This is a genomic window from Deinococcus sp. QL22 (genome assembly GCF_023370075.1).
GTDB lineage: Bacteria > Deinococcota > Deinococci > Deinococcales > Deinococcaceae > Deinococcus.
In genome coordinates this window covers 1,107,981-1,122,013 of record NZ_CP097149.1, presented here as the reverse complement: position 1 = coordinate 1,122,013, position 14,033 = coordinate 1,107,981, and the positions used below count along the sequence as shown (strand labels likewise).

Here is a 14,033-nt window from a genome sequence, read left to right as displayed (position 1 = left end):
GACTGGGGGTATGACGGCCGAACAGACCCAGACCAAGCAGCACAGCCACACCGGGCACAGCGATACTGGGCAAAGCCATACTGGGCGCGGTGATCCCTTTTCGCAGCCCAGTGGCCTGGCCCCCGATTGGGCGCGGGCGCACCGGGCCGGAATCCAGATGCGCTACGGCGACATAGACACGATGGGTCACCTGAACAACGCCGTGTACGTGCAGTACCTGGAGACCTCGCGCATTCTCCTGATGCGTGATCTGGGCGTGCCTGACGATGAAGACCGCTCGGTGATCGCGCGGCTGGAACTGGACTACCAACGCGAAATTCGGCTGGGGCAAGACGTTTTTGTGGAAACGCTGGTAGAGCGGCTGGGGAATACGTCGTGGACGCTGCTGTCCCGCGTAACCGCCGACGGCGTGCCCTGCACCTACGCCCGCACGGTACAGGTGCGGGTAGACGCGGCGCTGAAGCCCACGCCGCTGCCCGCCGTGCTGCGCGAACAACTCCAGACCCTGTTGGCCTTTAGCCCGGACATTCAGCCATGACCGCCGCTGCCAGCTACGAAGACCGCGTGATGTATCAGGGCGACGTGTGGGTGCGGCTGGACACCCTGCCCCGCCTGTTGGCCGAAGGGTGGCGGCGCACCCTGTCTGACGGCGGCGTGGTCAGCGTGATTCGCACACCGTTTCAGTGGGCGATGGTCAGCCCGGTCATAGAAATCGAAACGGGTGGGTACTTGGGCGACGTGGGCCTGTACGTGCCCGAAGTGATGCTGGAAGAGGCGCTGCACCTGCTGAGCGCGGGTGAGGAAGAAGGCGGAACGGAGGCTGGGCAGGAATAGACGGGGAGTTCATGCGTGTTGGGAAGCCGGGTTACAGTGCTGACCTATATTCTCCAGCGTTTCCCGACCCCATTCCTAGTCTTCCGGAGGCACCACCATGACCACAGAACAAGTCAGTATCGGCGTAGATGTCGGCGGCACCAAAATTGCGACGGGCGTGCTGCGCGGCGATCAACTCCTGAGCCGCCATGTGCAGCCCACGCCCGAAACCGGCTGGGAAGCGGTGCTAGACGCCATTGCTACCCAAGTGCAGGACTTGCAGACGGCGCACCCCGACGCCCGCTTGGTGGGTGTGGGTATTCCCGGCCCGCTGAATGCTGACCGCACCCGCGTCAAATTCGCGCCCAATATCTACGGCTTTACCGATGTGCCGATGGTCGACGGCCTGCGAGACCGCCTCGGCCAGCGCATCATTCTGGAAAACGACGCCAAAGCCGCCGCCCTGGCCGAAGCCCACATGGGTGCGGCGCGGGGTACCGAAAGCAGCATCTACGTGACGGTCAGCACGGGCATCGGCGCGGGCATCGTGCTGAATGGCCGGATCTGGCGCGGACGGCACGGCATAGCGGGCGAAATCGGGCACATCACGGCCATGCCCGGCGGCCCGGTCAGTGGCGCGGGTCTGGATGGGGCGCTGGAAGCCGTTGCCAGTGGTACCGCCATTGCCCGCGACGCCAGTTACGCCCTGAACCGCGACGTGTCTACCGCCGAGGCCTTTACGCTGGCCGAGCAGGGCCACCCCGCCGCCCGCCGCATCATCGGTCAGGCGCTCCGGCACATCGGGATTGCGCTGGCGGACCTGCAAAAAACCATAGACCCGGAAGTGTTCGTGGTGGGCGGCGGCGTCGCCAGCGTCGGAGATTACTTCTTTCAGGGCGTGCAGCGGGCCGCCGACGAGTACGCCGCCGGATTCGCTCCCGTGACCATCCGCCGCGCCCAACTGGGGCCAGATGCAGGCGTGATCGGGGCAGCGTTGGCAGCGCGGCACGGGTAAAGAACCGTCAGTGGTGAGGAGTGAGTGAAAAGAGAGCGGGCCTGCAACAGAATCGTGTTGCAGGCCCGCTCTCCTAGCTTTTTCTGCTCACGGTTTTAAATTACAAACGGTTTCAAATCACAAATTCGCCCGCCCGCATCACGGCTTCCCGCTCGCCCGACGCGCTCAGACCGTCTACATCCATATCCGGGCTGCCGATCATCCAGTCCACATGCACGAGGCTATCGTTGCCGCCCGCCGCGTTGAAGTCTTCCAGGGTCATATCTACACCGCCCGCCACGTTGAAGCGGTAGGCGGTGCCAATGGCAATGTGCGACGCGGCGTTCTCGTCGTACAGGGTGTTGAAGAAAAATAGCCCCGAACGGCTGATCGGGCTGGAATGCGGCACCAGCGCGACTTCTCCGAGGCGGTGGCTGCCCTCGTCGGTGGCGATCATCTGGGTCAGGGCGTCCTGGCCCTGGGTGGCGGTGGCCTCCACGACGCGCCCGCCCTCAAAGCGAATGCGGATTCCATCGACCAGCACGCCGTTATAAGACAGCGGTTTGGTGCTGACCACCATGCCGTCTACACGTTCGCGGTGCGGCGCAGTCCAGACTTCCTCGGTGGGAATGTTGGCCGTAAAGGTGATGCCGCCGGGCGTGTCTGCCGAGCCGCCGCCCCAGATATGGCCGTCGGCGAGGCCCACCGTGAGATCGGTTTCGCCACTTCTGAAGTGCAGGGCGTGGTACTGCCTGGCCGTCAGGGTGTCGCGGCGGCGCTTCAGGTCAGCCAGGTGCGTTTGCCACAGCGCCACCGGGTCGGGCTGATCGGCGCGGGTGGCGGCAAAAATAGCGTCCCACTGCTTGGAAATGGCTTCTTCAGCGCTGGCGTCGGGGAACATGACCTGTGCCCAGCCCGCAATCGGGGCGCTGATCAGGTTCCAGTTCAGGCGGTTGGTCATGACCTGCGCCGTGTAGGGCTTGCGGTAGGCGGCCAGCGCCCGCGCATGGGCCGTCACGCGGGCCGCGTCTACGTTCGCCAGCAGCCCCGGATTGGCCGCCCGAATCGCAATGACCGCGCCGCCTGCTTCGGCCACCTCTGTTTCGGCATTCACGCGCCACTTGCTGATGGTTTCGAAGGTGCCTTCTGGGGCCAGCTCGAAACGGGCCAGCACCACGTCGTCATCGTCCCAGCGCACGTCTACGAAGCTCGCACCCGCAGCGTAGGCCTCGCGCACCAGCAAACGGGCCAGCGGAGCCGTATCGACTGGAGCCTGCACCAGCACGCGCTGGCCGGGGCGAATGCCCAGTCCGACACGAACGGCCAGCCGAGCGTAGTTCTGCAACTTGTCTTTAAAGGTCAGGGCGCTGCTGGGGCTGCTAATTGAATTGGTCATGCTCTGCAAGATACCGTGCTGTGCGCGTTGCAGTGAGGCAGGTGGGCAGCAAGCGCCTGTGCCCGGATGCCCCCATTGGCGGGCCGCACTTGACCGCACCGCCTATAACGTCTATATTCCTGTGGCTGGCAGCGAGGCGTAGCGCAGCCTGGTAGCGCACTACCTTGGGGTGGTAGGGGTCGCAAGTTCAAATCTTGTCGCCTCGACCAGCAGAAGCCCGCTCTGATTCAGTTCAGGGCGGGCTTGTTTTGTTGGGCGTGTTCCCCCGTCTATGCCGAGCGCGCTGAAGAGCTGTTTACTGCTGTTAAGGAAGCTGCCTCTGCCAAGGAAGAAGGGGGTGGGCCTGCGTCTGGGTGGCCACCACATGGCACACTATGAGCTGTCCCCTGACTCCTTTCTTGCCCCGGTACTTGCCTCACCGTTCTGGAGGGCCACCGTGTCCCGTCTCCCACCTGCCGTCCCCCCAATGCCCACCTTCCTGAGTGTCTCCGGCGTTCGCACCCGTCATGTCGCCCTCGGTGACGGCCCGCCTCTCGTGCTGCTGCACGGCATCGGCCAGAGCTTAGAGGACTGGCATGAGGTGCTTGCGCCGCTGGCTGAGCGTCACCGGGTGTACGCCCTCGACCTGATCGGCTTTGGCCTGACCGACAAGCCCGACGTGCCTTACTCGCTGGCTGGCCTCGCCCGCTTCGTCCAGCATTTCCTCGATGCTGTGGGCGAAACGCGGCCTGCCACCTTGATCGGCAATTCTCTGGGCGGCGCGGTGGCCCAGCAGTTCGCGGTGATGTACCCGGAGCGCGCCGCCCGTCTGGTACTGGTCAACAGCGCGGGCTTCGGCGCAGAAGTCACCCCCTTGCTGCGCCTGCTGACCGTTCCGCGCCTCGGTGAGCGGCTGCTGCGCCCTCATCCCCGCTCGACTGCCCGCGTCGTGCGTTCCATTTTCCGCGACTCAGCTTTCATGACCCCAGAGCGCCTGCAGCACGCCGAACTGGTAGCGGAACAACCCAACCGCAGCCGCGCCTACCTCAGCGTCGCCCGGCATCTCGGCACCTGGCGGGGCATCCGGCCAGACTGGCGGGACACGTTGATTCGGCAACTTGCAGCGCGTCAGCTTCCGACCCTGCTCATCTGGGGTGAATACGACCAGATTCTTCCGGCCCACCACCTCCGCGCCGCCCAGAATGCCTATCCGCACGCCCGCAGTCACCTGTTCAAGAACACCGGGCATCTGCCGCAGGTCGAACGGGCCGGAGAATTCAGCGCCCTCGTCCTCGGCTTCATCAACGTACCCAGCCTCCAAGAGACCAGCCTTCAGGAGAACTCCACATGACCACCCACACAGACATCGCCATTCTCGGCGCGGGCTTTGCCGGACTGGGCATGGCGATCAGGCTCAAGCAGAGCGGCGTAGAGGATTTTGTGGTGTTCGAGCGTGCCCATGAGGTCGGCGGCACCTGGCGCGACAACACCTATCCGGGCTGCGCCTGCGACATCAAGAGCGACCTGTATTCCTTCTCGTTCGCCCCCAATCCCGATTGGACGCACAAATACGCCCGTCAGGCGGAAATCCTCGCCTACCTGAAGGCCACCACCGACCGCTTCGGGGTGCGCTCCCATATCCGTTTCGGGCACGAGATGCAGCGGGCAGAGTGGGACGCGGGCGCGGCGCTGTGGTGCATCCAGACCAGTGAGGGAGCCTATACCGCCCGCGTGCTGATTTCCGGGCACGGCCCGCTGATTCAACTCAAATGGCCTGACATTCCCGGCTTGGAGGGCTTTGGGGGCCAGAAGTTCCATTCGGCCCGCTGGGATCATAGGGTTGACCTGACGGGAAAGCGGGTCGCGGTGATCGGCACGGGCGCGTCGGCCATCCAGTTCGTGCCGGAAGTGCAGAAGGTGGCGGGGCAGCTCACGGTGTTCCAGCGCACCGCGCCCTGGGTGATGCCGCGCATGGATCACCCCACCAGCGAGGGCTGACGCCGCCTGTTCCGGCGCTATCCGCTGGTGCAGCGCCTTCAGCGGCAATGGCTGTTCGGTGTCGCGGAGGCGCGGTTCCTGTCGTTCACGAACGAACGGTTTCGCAAGGCCGCCGAGTCCATCGGGCGCAAGCATCTGGCAGCGCAGGTAAGCGACCCAGCCCTGCGTGCCCGGCTGACCCCGACCTACCGCGCAGGCTGTAAACGCATTCTGGTCAGCGACGACTACTACCCGGCCCTCACGCAGCCCAACGTGGCACTCGTCACCGACGCCATCAGGGAGGTACGCGGCAGCCGCATCGTCACGCAGGACGGCAAAGAGCGCGAATTCGATGTGCTGATCGGCGGCACGGGCTTCGACGCCACGCATCCCCCGGTGGCGAGGATTATTTTCGGGGCGGGTGGGCGCTCGCTGATGGAGGGTTGGAACCCGCATATGCAGGCGCTGCACGGTACCACCATCGCGGGCTTTCCCAACCTGTTCATGATCGTCGGGCCGAACACCGCGCTGGGGCACAACAGCATCGTGTACATCGCCGAGGCGCAGATCGGGTACATTCTGGACGCTCTGACGTATATGGACGCTTCTCACCTTGCCAGTTTGGAGCCGACCCCACAGGCGCAGGCGGCCTACAACGCAGCCCTTCAGGACAAGCTGAGCAAGTCGGTGTGGGTGCAGGGCGGCTGCACGTCCTATTACCTCGACGATACGGGCCGCAACAGCACCCTCTGGCCCGAACGTGCGGCGAGCTTTCGCAGGGCGCTAAGGCACTTCGACCCAGCGCTGTACCGGGGGCAGCTGAGCCCGGTGCGCCTGCTGCCGCTGCTGTCCAGAGCGCGGGCCAGAGCATGAACTTGCCGCCGTACACGTTTGAGGGGGGAGTCGCTGTCGTCACGGGCGCGGCCAGCGGGATTGGCCGGGCGCTGGCCCTGCAACTGGCTGGGCAGGGCAGCCACCTTGCCCTCATTGACCGGGACGAGGCGGGCCTGACTAGGCTTGCCAGCGACCTAGGGCAGGCCCACCCCCGGCTGCGCGTCACAGCGCATACCTTCGACCTCAGCCGCACCGCCGAGATTCCGCAGCTTGCCGACGACGTGTTGCACGTTCACCGCCGCGTCACGCTGCTGATCAACAACGCGGGCGTGGCCCTCGGCGGCACCTTCGAGCAGATCACGCTGGAGCAGTTCGAGTGGGTGCAGAGCGTCAACTTCCGCGCTCCGGTGGCGCTGGTCAAGGCCTTTCTGCCTGCCCTGAGTGCGGAGCTTTTCCCGCAGATCGTGAATGTGTCCAGCCTGTACGGGCTGCTTGGCCCGGTGGGGCAGAGTGCCTATGCGGCCAGTAAGTTCGCGGTGCGGGGCTTTTCCGAGGTGCTGCGGCATGAGCTGGCCCCACGCGGCATCGGTGTGACGGTGGTGCATCCGGGGGGCGTCCGGACAAACATCGCCAACAACGCCCTGACTGCGCCGGGGACGAGTGCAGCGGAGGCCGAGGCCGGAAAGGAGGCCATGAACCGGGTGCTGAGCCTCGACCCGGCGGTAGCCGCCACCATCATCCTGCGGGCTGCCGAGCGCCGGACGCCGCGTGTGCTGGTCGGCAGCGACGCGAAAGTGCTGGACGTGCTGACGCGGCTGTTGCCCGGCACGTACTGGGGAATCTTAGGTTCACTGATGGCCCGCCGCAGTGGGGCGGATGTCAGGGGGGAGACTAGGTAGGCGTCACGGGCAGGAAGCTGAGAGCCTCAAAGCCTAGATCCACAAATTTTGAACTATAGGCTGTCTTTTCAGATTCGGAATGCTGCCTCTTTCGCGTGCCAGTCGCTCTTTTTGAGCACAGTGTCGCTTGCTACAGGACTGGGACAGAGCAGGGCAATCGGGGAAAGGCCTGTAGAGGCAAGCGTCAAAGAGTGTGTCTCAGACGCAGATTGAGCAAGAACAGGCACAGACCGTGACGGCTCCGTCTAGGTTGGTAGGGGCCGCAGGTTCAAATCTTGTCGCCTCGACCAGCAGCAATGTTGGCTTCCCGTTCCTCCATTATCTCGCTGCGTTATCCTGGCCGGGTGAGCTACCGCATCAAGATCAGTGAGGAGAGTTACGGGGGGCTGAAGGCCGAGCTGTACGCCATATGCCGCGTCACCGATCAACTCGTGCAGAGTCCGGAACCGCACTTCCGCGAAATCTATGCCGACACGGGGCAGCGACAGGTCAAATTTACGCTGAACAACGACAGTGTGACGCTGGAACCGGGCATCCTGTCCTATGCACAGGGCCGCCTGAGCTTTAGCGTGGTGCAGCAGCAGCAGGGCGGCTTTCTGAGCCGTGCCGTGCGGGGAGCAGGCAGCGGCGAATCGGCCTTTGGCACGCGGGTCAGCGGTACGGGTGAAGTGTGGACAGAGCCGACGCACAAGCATTTTATTTTTGCCACCATGGAAGGCCAGGACAGCATGCTCATTGATGACCGCGCCTACTACGCCGCGCAGGGATCACTAAAACTCAGCACCCACACGCATAAAAAGGTGCAAGGTGCCATGAGCGGCAACGGCCTGATGCAGCCCCGGTTGGACGGTGAGGGCCTGTTTGTGATCGAGTGCCCGGTCAGCGTGCATGAAGTAGAAGTATTGGACGTGCAGGCGGGCGAAACCGTGACCGTAGACGGCGACATGATGCTGATGTACACGGGCACGATGAACCCGCAGTTGGGCGCACTCGTAAAGGGCCTTCGTAACGCCGCCCGAAGCGGAGAAGGCTTCGTGTACACCTTGCAGGGGCCGGGGCAGGTGTTCCTGACACCGACCCACATCAGCGCAGGTAGCTTGGCCTGAACAGAGCCTTAAGTACGGCGCACTTAACATTGCGCGTTTCCAGAACATCACCGGAACCGCTCCATTCCCAGGGCACCGTACTTTCTTCGTTTCTCGCTCCGCTCGGTAAAGCTAAAGCTTTACGGCGAGGAACTTAGTTCAGCAGGCAGGCGCTACGCTTTCAGCATGCGCCGTTTCCTGTTGCTCCTGTCTGTGGCCCTGTCGTTTGCTTCGGCCCCGCTTGCTCCGGCAGTGGCCCAGAGCAGCATTCCTGCCACGCCGCCTAGACCCGTTCGGCAGGCATTCACATTACCCGCTGCATCAACGCTGCCCACCATGCCCATCACCCTCACGGCCCCAGTCGGCACGGTGCGCGAATACCGGGGCAACGAGGTCACGCGGGTCACGTTTACCGGCGGCGACTTTGTCCTGACGGGCGTGCCGGAAGCCGAGGCCAAAGACGCACAGGCGCAGTTTCAGACGGCTCTGAAATCGCGTTCGGGCGAGACGGTGCAGCCGTTCAAGCAGTTTGTGAAGGTGCTGCCCGCTGCGGGGACGCCCGGCAAGTTGCTGTATACCTCCATTCTGACCGATGAGGGGGCAGAGCCATTGACGCTGCGCTCCGTGAGAACGTTGGGAGCGAGTGCCACGCTCATCTTCCAGCCCGACGAATCGCCCGAAAATGCCGACCCGTTGGCGGGCATTCTGGGCAATCTGAATACGCTGCTGGCCGCCCTGCACGCCGATCTGCTTGCCAACTTCGATCCGGCGGCATTTGGAATTCTGGGCAAACCCCTGACCCCCGGCACAGTCTTTACGCGCACCAAAACCCTGAAGCCCAGCAATCCGTTGGCAGGCCTGGGCACGGGCAACCGCGAAACGCAGGCCATCAGCGTGGAGCAGCAACTCCGCTTTGAAGGCGTACAGAGCGGGCTACTGGTCTTCAGCCGCACCGCCCGGATCGTGCAGGGCCAGCAGATCGTGACCGGGCAGAGCGCCAACCTGACCACGACCCTCAGCAACTACAGCCTTTCCGGAGAACTGCGCGTGCGGCCCGATGGGTTGCCTGTCAGTGCCACCCGCACCGAAAGCTACGCCGCCGAAGTGAAGGGCAAATTGACGGCTCCGGAAGGGCAGGACGCCGGAGAAGTCAATTTCTCGTTGCAATTGGGCGGGAGCAGTGTACTGACCTTGACCTCTGTGCGCTGAGCTTTTCAGGTCTGACTCCGTGTTAGACGCTTTTGCGTTCCGCCTCAGCGCAGAGCCGCATACGCCCGCGCCACCCGCGCCGCCACTGCCGCGTTATGGCGTACCAGCGCAATATTCGTGTCCAGGCTGCGGCCCCCGGTAATTTCCACGATGCGGCCCAGCAGATACGGCGTGGTGTCTTTGCCTGTGAGCCCCAGCGCGTCCATGTCGGCCAATGCCTGCTCTATGTGCGGGGTGATGTCGGCGGCGGGAATCTCGGCGTCCAGAGGAACCGGATTTGCCAGCAGCACGCCTCCGCCTATGCCCAGCGACCATTTGGCGTGCAGCACGCGGGCGGCTTCTTCCTCCGTCTTCACGGTCAGGGGCGAGCGGAAGCCGCTGGAGCGCGAGTAGAAGGCCGGGAATTCCTCGCTGCCCAGCGTAATGGCCGGAACGCCCTGCGTTTCCAGATATTCCAACGTCAGGCCGATATCCAGAATACTTTTGACACCCGCGCTGACCACACAAACGTCGGTGCGGGCCAGTTCCATCAGGTCGGCGCTCACGTCCAGCGTTTGGGTGCCGCCCCGGTGGACGCCGCCTGTACCGCCCGTGGCAAACACCCGGATGCCCGCCAGCGCCGCAATTCGCATGGTAGACGCGACGGTGGTGGCCCCATGCCCGCCCAACGCCACCGTGACCGGCAAGTCGCGGGTGCTGATTTTCTGCACGTTTTTGTCGGTGGCCAGCAGTTCCAGTTCACCCGGCGTCAGGCCCACTTTCAGGCGGCCCCCCAGCACGGCAATCGTGGCTGGCACGGCTCCCCCGGCGCGGATCAGGTCTTCCACGCCGCGTGCCATCTCCACATTGCGCGGGTAGGGCATCCCGTGACTGATGATGGTGCTTTCCAGCGCCACTACAGCTTTTCCGGCGGCCAGCGCCTCGGCCACTTCGGGGTGAAGATCGAGCAGGGGATGGGTGGTTCGGATGGGGGAGGAAGTCATAGGGGAAGTGTAGAGGGATCGTGGATCGTGGATCGTGGATCGTGGATCGTGGATCGTGGATCGTGGATCGTGGATCGTGGATCGTGGATCGTGGATCGTGGATCGTGGATCGTGGATCGTGGATCGTGGAGATGTGAAATGAATCTCTAGGGTTGCTTCAAAGTTCAGAACTAAAAAGTCTGATCTTTCTGCCCACCCGCGCTTTTCCCACGTTCCACCCACCATGTTCTTACTGACGCTTCTCCCACTCCGCGTAACTCACCCGGTCTAACACGAACGTTTCCCGCGTGAGGGCGTAGCTGCCGCGCCCGCCCATGCGTCCGATCAGGTCTAGGGCATTGGTGTCTACGTGGTGGCGTTCGGCGTCCTGCACGGCGTCGCTGCGGAGGGTGACGCCCAGTACCACGCCCAGAATAATTCGGGTGCGGCCAATCAGGATGGTCTGCACTTCGCGGCATTCCAGCGCGGCGGGACTGGCAGCCACACGGGGCACACGCACCTTCACGCCGTCTGCTAGCGGCACATTCAGCGTGTGCGCCTCTCCCACTCCGTGCGGAAAGTCGGTGGCGGTGGCGTTCATGGTGGCGGCCAACTCCGCCGACACCAGATTCACCGTAAATTCGCCGCCAGAGCCAATATTCAGCGCGGTGTCTTTGGGCACGCCGTCTGCTCTGTCACCGGGGGCGAAGGCGACGACGGGCGGGTCTGACCCCATCAGGCCGAAGAAGGAGTAAGGCGCGAGATTCACATGCCCGCCCTCGCCCAACGTGCTGACCCACGCAATCGGGCGCGGCACCACGACCCCTGTGACCAGCTTGTAGCAGGCAGCGGCAGGCAGCGCGGTCAGGTCAAAGTGCGTGAAGTCTTCGGGTGTGAGGTTGCTGAGTGTGTAGTTGGGGGGCACGAAGTCTTGAGGATCGGCGGACATAGCGTTCAGCCTAACCCCCTGCGGCGCTAGAATCTGGCCTATGCCTGACGTTTCTTCCCCTCTGGCCTACCGCGACGCCTACGCGAAATTGTCGCGGATTGCCGCCGAACTGGAATCGGGCGAGGCCGACTTAGACCGTGTACTGCCGCTGTTAGAGGAAGCCAAAGCCGCCTACGCCGCCTGCCATGAGCGCATAGAGGCCGTGCGGGCGGTGCTGACCGGAAGCTGGGGCGCGGAAGTGGCCGGGGCAGATGCCGATGAGGACAGCCCAGAGCAAGAAAGCTCAGAGCAAGAAGACCCGGACGACGCTAGGGATGATCCTTACTGAACGCTTCCTGTGTTGAGTTTTTAGACCAACTGGCAAAGTGGGGAGAAAAAATACGGGCCAGGCGGTGTGGAACCCCCAGCGTTACTCCAGGTCTGGGTGGAACGCAGTCCGAATAAGGAAGACGAAACCGCCTAGCACGGGTATGCTGCCCCTATGAGCGACGCCGCCCCTTCTCAACACTTGGGTGCTGACCGCGCCCATCCTGCGCCCACTGCTTCATCCCCGGCCCCCAAGCCCAAAGAATCGGAATTGACCCCGGTGGTCAATCCCCGCGTGTACCGTTTTGTTGTCGACATTACTTATTTGCCCGTACTGCTCAGCGGCATGCGCCTAGAGGTGCACGGGCGCGAGCATGTGCCGCCGCCCGGAACGCCGCTGGTGGTGGCCGCCAATCACCGTTCTGGCCTAGACCCGTTCCTGATCGCCCGCGCCCTGCCGCCGGGCCGCTATATGCAGTTCATGGCGAAAAAAGAACTGTTTGGCCCCATTACCGGGCCGCTGATCACGGCAGGTGGCAGCTATCCGGTAGACCGAAATATCAGCGATGTCAAGGCCGTGCGAACCAGCCTACGCATTTTGGCGGCAGGCGGCACAGTCGGCATTTTCCCCGAAGGCACACGCGGCGGCGGGGAGCTTCACGGCGGTGCGGCGCTGATCGCCGCCAAAGGCCGCGCCCCAATTTTGCCTGTCGGTATCAGCCGGGTCGGGCGGCGCTGGATCGTGCGCTTTGGCCCGCCGTTGCCATCGCGTGGGGGCATCAAGGCACTGACTGTAGAGGTGGGCGAAAGGCTGGCAGAGTTGGCTCAACCGGTGGGGGAGAAGGTTTAGGGCAGTTTGGGGCGCTGGGGCGTCGTGTCTGTTCTACGGATTCCCCATGATTCCCGTACCGTCGTCTCGGCCCTGCCGATCAACACAGCCACCGCCCGTCCGTTGGCCTCGGCCTCAGCGCCGCCGTGCTGGGCACCCCGCCGAAATAGAGTAGACGCTGTTTAGGCCGCCTTGACAGGGCTGGGGGCAATCCTTATACTCCCTTTCGCCCTGTCTCTTTTTAGACAGTTCCTGTGCAAAGCAAGGTTTTCTGGATCGTTAGCTCAATTGGTAGAGCAGCTGACTCTTAATCAGCGGGTTGTAGGTTCGATTCCTACACGATCCACCACCGATAAGCCCCCGTCAACGCTATGACGGGGGCCTCTTTCTAGTTAGATGAACCCTAGTGCGTCGTCAGAACTGGCAGGACGCAGCAGCGCATATCCCCGAACCTCATCCGGCGTGACACCGCACGCCACCTCCAGCGCCGATACCGTACGTTCCAGTTCGGCAAAGAGGGCTTGTAGACGGAGTCGCCCCGCCGCACCCTCCGCCTGCCTGTAGGCGTCGGCCAGCAGGCGGTAATACTGCAACGTTCCCTCTCGGCCCTGACTGAAACGGCTAAAGAAGGCTTCCCGCGCTTCAGGCGTCGTGCCTTCGGTCAGCACGTCGGTCAGGATGGTGCGGGCGTTATGCAGCTTGTCGGCGGCACTGACCAAGAGCGAACTGGCTCCCTCATGACCCAGTTTGGCGAGATAATCCAGTTTACGCTCAGCCCAAGGCGGTTTCTGGCCGTTTACCAGCGGCGTTTCTTCCGTGGCTCCGCGCACGAGGGCAGCTACTTCAGCACCAAATTTGGCCTGAATTTGAGTCTCCAAATCCTTGCGAACCTTCTCCCGGTCGTTCTTATCCGCCGTCAAATTTTCCGGCCCATCTTCCAGCGCGTCGTGTAACAGCGCGGCAATAGCTTCGGCTTCCGTTGCGCCAAATTCCAGCGCCACCGACGCTACGCCCAGCAGATGCGACAAATAGGGCGTCTGCGTGCCTTTGCGATTCTGGCCAAAGTGCCATTTGTGCGCCAGTTGCAGGGCCTCGGTAAATTTTTCTGTCAGAGGAAAAGTCACGGCTTTACCCTACGCAATCTTGCTGGGGGCAGGGTGCAGATTTGCCCCGGCCCGCTATGCTCCCTGTACCGATGACCGCTTCCACACCCACCACGACAGCGGGCGCACACCGCACCGCTGTTTGGGACGCGCTGGAGCGGGCACGGCTGTGTGCGTTTCCGCTGCCGCGGCACGGCCACCATCCCAACTTTACCGGGGCGCGGGAGGCCGCCAAACATATGCTGAAGCACCCAAGGGTTGCGCCGCTGCACACGTTGATCGTAGGGCCAGACCGGGTGCTGATGCCGCTGCGAAAGCTGGCGTTGCAATCGGGCATCACGTTGTATGTCCCCAACCTGAAAAAAGACGGCTGGTACTGGAGAATCACCGATGTTGGGGGCGCGAACCTGTCCAAAATGGCGGTACACGGCGAGCCGAAGCTAAAACCGGAAGGCGCACAGGCGGCGGTGTTGGCGTGTGTGGCCGCAGACCACAGCGGCGGCAGAGTGGGCAGAGGCTTCGGCTGGGGCGCACGCGGCCTGCATCTGGACTTGCCGGAGTTCACCCTGGCGCACGGGTTGATGCTGCGGGGCCAGTTGCCCTGCCCCGGTGACTCGCACGCGGCGCTGATCGGGACGCCGGGTGGGGTAATAGACACGGCGGAGTCTTCCGCGCAGGGGGCAGACCGCCTAGACTGA

Annotated in this window: 16 protein-coding genes and 2 tRNA genes; 14 read left to right on the top strand and 4 right to left on the bottom strand. The window is 63.5% G+C overall.

Annotated features, from left to right (window positions below; all coding sequences use genetic code 11):
- Positions 1–10 precede the first annotated feature (10 nt).
- The 3 genes from M1R55_RS05405 to M1R55_RS05395 all read left to right on the top strand — a co-directional run bounded on the left by M1R55_RS05405 (position 11) and on the right by M1R55_RS05395 (position 1,828).
- Positions 11–538, top strand: coding sequence for a thioesterase family protein (locus M1R55_RS05405; protein WP_249393682.1), 528 nt, complete (start codon positions 11–13; stop codon positions 536–538).
- A complete protein-coding gene (locus tag M1R55_RS05400) occupies positions 535–834 on the top strand; it encodes a hypothetical protein (RefSeq protein WP_249393681.1) in 300 nt (99 codons plus the stop codon). Before M1R55_RS05405 ends, M1R55_RS05400 begins: the two co-directional genes overlap by 4 nt.
- Before the next feature lie 97 nt (positions 835–931).
- Positions 932–1,828, top strand: coding sequence for an ROK family protein (locus tag M1R55_RS05395; protein ID WP_249393680.1), 897 nt, complete (start codon positions 932–934; stop codon positions 1,826–1,828).
- 112 nt (positions 1,829–1,940) lie between these two features.
- Here M1R55_RS05395 and M1R55_RS05390 read toward each other — a convergent pair whose 3' ends face one another.
- Positions 1,941–3,203, bottom strand: a complete 1,263-nt coding sequence (locus tag M1R55_RS05390; protein WP_249393679.1) for an aminopeptidase — start codon at positions 3,201–3,203, stop codon at positions 1,941–1,943.
- A gap of 132 nt (positions 3,204–3,335) precedes the next feature.
- On the opposite strand from M1R55_RS05390, the gene M1R55_RS05385 reads away from it, so the two are divergent.
- The 7 genes from M1R55_RS05385 (at position 3,336) to M1R55_RS05355 (ending at position 9,186) form a co-directional block, all read left to right on the top strand.
- Positions 3,336–3,412, top strand: a tRNA-Pro gene (locus M1R55_RS05385).
- A gap of 227 nt (positions 3,413–3,639) precedes the next feature.
- Positions 3,640–4,533, top strand: coding sequence for an alpha/beta fold hydrolase (locus M1R55_RS05380; protein ID WP_249393678.1), 894 nt, complete (start codon positions 3,640–3,642; stop codon positions 4,531–4,533).
- Complete coding sequence (locus tag M1R55_RS05375; protein WP_249393677.1) at positions 4,530–5,180, top strand: NAD(P)/FAD-dependent oxidoreductase; 651 nt, start codon at positions 4,530–4,532, stop codon at positions 5,178–5,180. Before M1R55_RS05380 ends, M1R55_RS05375 begins: the two co-directional genes overlap by 4 nt.
- Before the next feature lie 27 nt (positions 5,181–5,207).
- A complete protein-coding gene (locus tag M1R55_RS05370; RefSeq protein WP_249393676.1) occupies positions 5,208–6,032 on the top strand; it encodes an NAD(P)/FAD-dependent oxidoreductase in 825 nt (274 codons plus the stop codon).
- Positions 6,029–6,892, top strand: coding sequence for an SDR family oxidoreductase (locus M1R55_RS05365; RefSeq protein WP_249393675.1), 864 nt, complete (start codon positions 6,029–6,031; stop codon positions 6,890–6,892). The genes M1R55_RS05370 and M1R55_RS05365 overlap by 4 nt, the downstream gene beginning before the upstream one ends.
- Positions 6,893–7,236: 344 nt before the next feature.
- Positions 7,237–7,998, top strand: a complete 762-nt coding sequence (locus M1R55_RS05360; RefSeq protein WP_249393674.1) for an AIM24 family protein — start codon at positions 7,237–7,239, stop codon at positions 7,996–7,998.
- A gap of 165 nt (positions 7,999–8,163) precedes the next feature.
- On the top strand, positions 8,164–9,186 hold the full coding sequence (locus tag M1R55_RS05355; protein ID WP_249393673.1) for a hypothetical protein: 1,023 nt from the start codon (positions 8,164–8,166) through the stop codon (positions 9,184–9,186).
- 44 nt (positions 9,187–9,230) lie between these two features.
- Here M1R55_RS05355 and M1R55_RS05350 read toward each other — a convergent pair whose 3' ends face one another.
- On the bottom strand, positions 9,231–10,169 hold the full coding sequence (locus tag M1R55_RS05350; protein WP_249393672.1) for a pseudouridine-5'-phosphate glycosidase: 939 nt from the start codon (positions 10,167–10,169) through the stop codon (positions 9,231–9,233).
- A gap of 229 nt (positions 10,170–10,398) precedes the next feature.
- A complete protein-coding gene (locus M1R55_RS05345) occupies positions 10,399–11,097 on the bottom strand; it encodes a flavin reductase family protein (protein ID WP_249393671.1) in 699 nt (232 codons plus the stop codon).
- 40 nt (positions 11,098–11,137) lie between these two features.
- Between M1R55_RS05345 and xseB the strand changes: the two genes are divergently transcribed.
- The 3 genes from xseB to M1R55_RS05330 all read left to right on the top strand — a co-directional run bounded on the left by xseB (position 11,138) and on the right by M1R55_RS05330 (position 12,581).
- Complete coding sequence (gene xseB / locus M1R55_RS05340) at positions 11,138–11,425, top strand: exodeoxyribonuclease VII small subunit (protein WP_249393670.1); 288 nt, start codon at positions 11,138–11,140, stop codon at positions 11,423–11,425.
- A gap of 153 nt (positions 11,426–11,578) precedes the next feature.
- Positions 11,579–12,253: a 1-acyl-sn-glycerol-3-phosphate acyltransferase gene (locus M1R55_RS05335; RefSeq protein ID WP_249393669.1), complete on the top strand. Its 675-nt coding sequence runs from the start codon at positions 11,579–11,581 to the stop codon at positions 12,251–12,253.
- 252 nt (positions 12,254–12,505) lie between these two features.
- A tRNA-Lys gene (locus tag M1R55_RS05330) sits at positions 12,506–12,581 on the top strand.
- Between the two features lie 43 nt (positions 12,582–12,624).
- On the opposite strand, the gene M1R55_RS05325 is transcribed toward M1R55_RS05330, so the two are convergent.
- A complete protein-coding gene (locus M1R55_RS05325) occupies positions 12,625–13,356 on the bottom strand; it encodes an HD domain-containing protein (protein WP_249393668.1) in 732 nt (243 codons plus the stop codon).
- 71 nt (positions 13,357–13,427) lie between these two features.
- Here M1R55_RS05325 and M1R55_RS05320 point away from each other — a divergent pair, with 71 nt between their 5' ends.
- On the top strand, positions 13,428–14,033 hold the full coding sequence (locus M1R55_RS05320) for a 5-formyltetrahydrofolate cyclo-ligase (protein ID WP_249393667.1): 606 nt from the start codon (positions 13,428–13,430) through the stop codon (positions 14,031–14,033).

Bases quoted from the DNA above. Each gene is read 5' to 3' on its own strand.
- M1R55_RS05405 (WP_249393682.1), top strand. From the start codon at position 11: ATGACGGCCGAACAGACCCAGACCAAGCAGCACAGCCACACCGGGCAC.
- M1R55_RS05400 (WP_249393681.1), top strand. From the start codon at position 535: ATGACCGCCGCTGCCAGCTACGAAGACCGCGTGATGTATCAGGGCGAC.
- M1R55_RS05395 (WP_249393680.1), top strand. From the start codon at position 932: ATGACCACAGAACAAGTCAGTATCGGCGTAGATGTCGGCGGCACCAAA.
- M1R55_RS05390 (WP_249393679.1), bottom strand. From the start codon at position 3,203: ATGACCAATTCAATTAGCAGCCCCAGCAGCGCCCTGACCTTTAAAGAC.
- M1R55_RS05375 (WP_249393677.1), top strand. From the start codon at position 4,530: ATGACCACCCACACAGACATCGCCATTCTCGGCGCGGGCTTTGCCGGA.
- M1R55_RS05365 (WP_249393675.1), top strand. From the start codon at position 6,029: ATGAACTTGCCGCCGTACACGTTTGAGGGGGGAGTCGCTGTCGTCACG.
- M1R55_RS05355 (WP_249393673.1), top strand. From the start codon at position 8,164: ATGCGCCGTTTCCTGTTGCTCCTGTCTGTGGCCCTGTCGTTTGCTTCG.
- M1R55_RS05350 (WP_249393672.1), bottom strand. From the start codon at position 10,169: ATGACTTCCTCCCCCATCCGAACCACCCATCCCCTGCTCGATCTTCAC.
- M1R55_RS05345 (WP_249393671.1), bottom strand. From the start codon at position 11,097: ATGTCCGCCGATCCTCAAGACTTCGTGCCCCCCAACTACACACTCAGC.
- xseB (WP_249393670.1), top strand. From the start codon at position 11,138: ATGCCTGACGTTTCTTCCCCTCTGGCCTACCGCGACGCCTACGCGAAA.
- M1R55_RS05335 (WP_249393669.1), top strand. From the start codon at position 11,579: ATGAGCGACGCCGCCCCTTCTCAACACTTGGGTGCTGACCGCGCCCAT.
- M1R55_RS05320 (WP_249393667.1), top strand. From the start codon at position 13,428: ATGACCGCTTCCACACCCACCACGACAGCGGGCGCACACCGCACCGCT.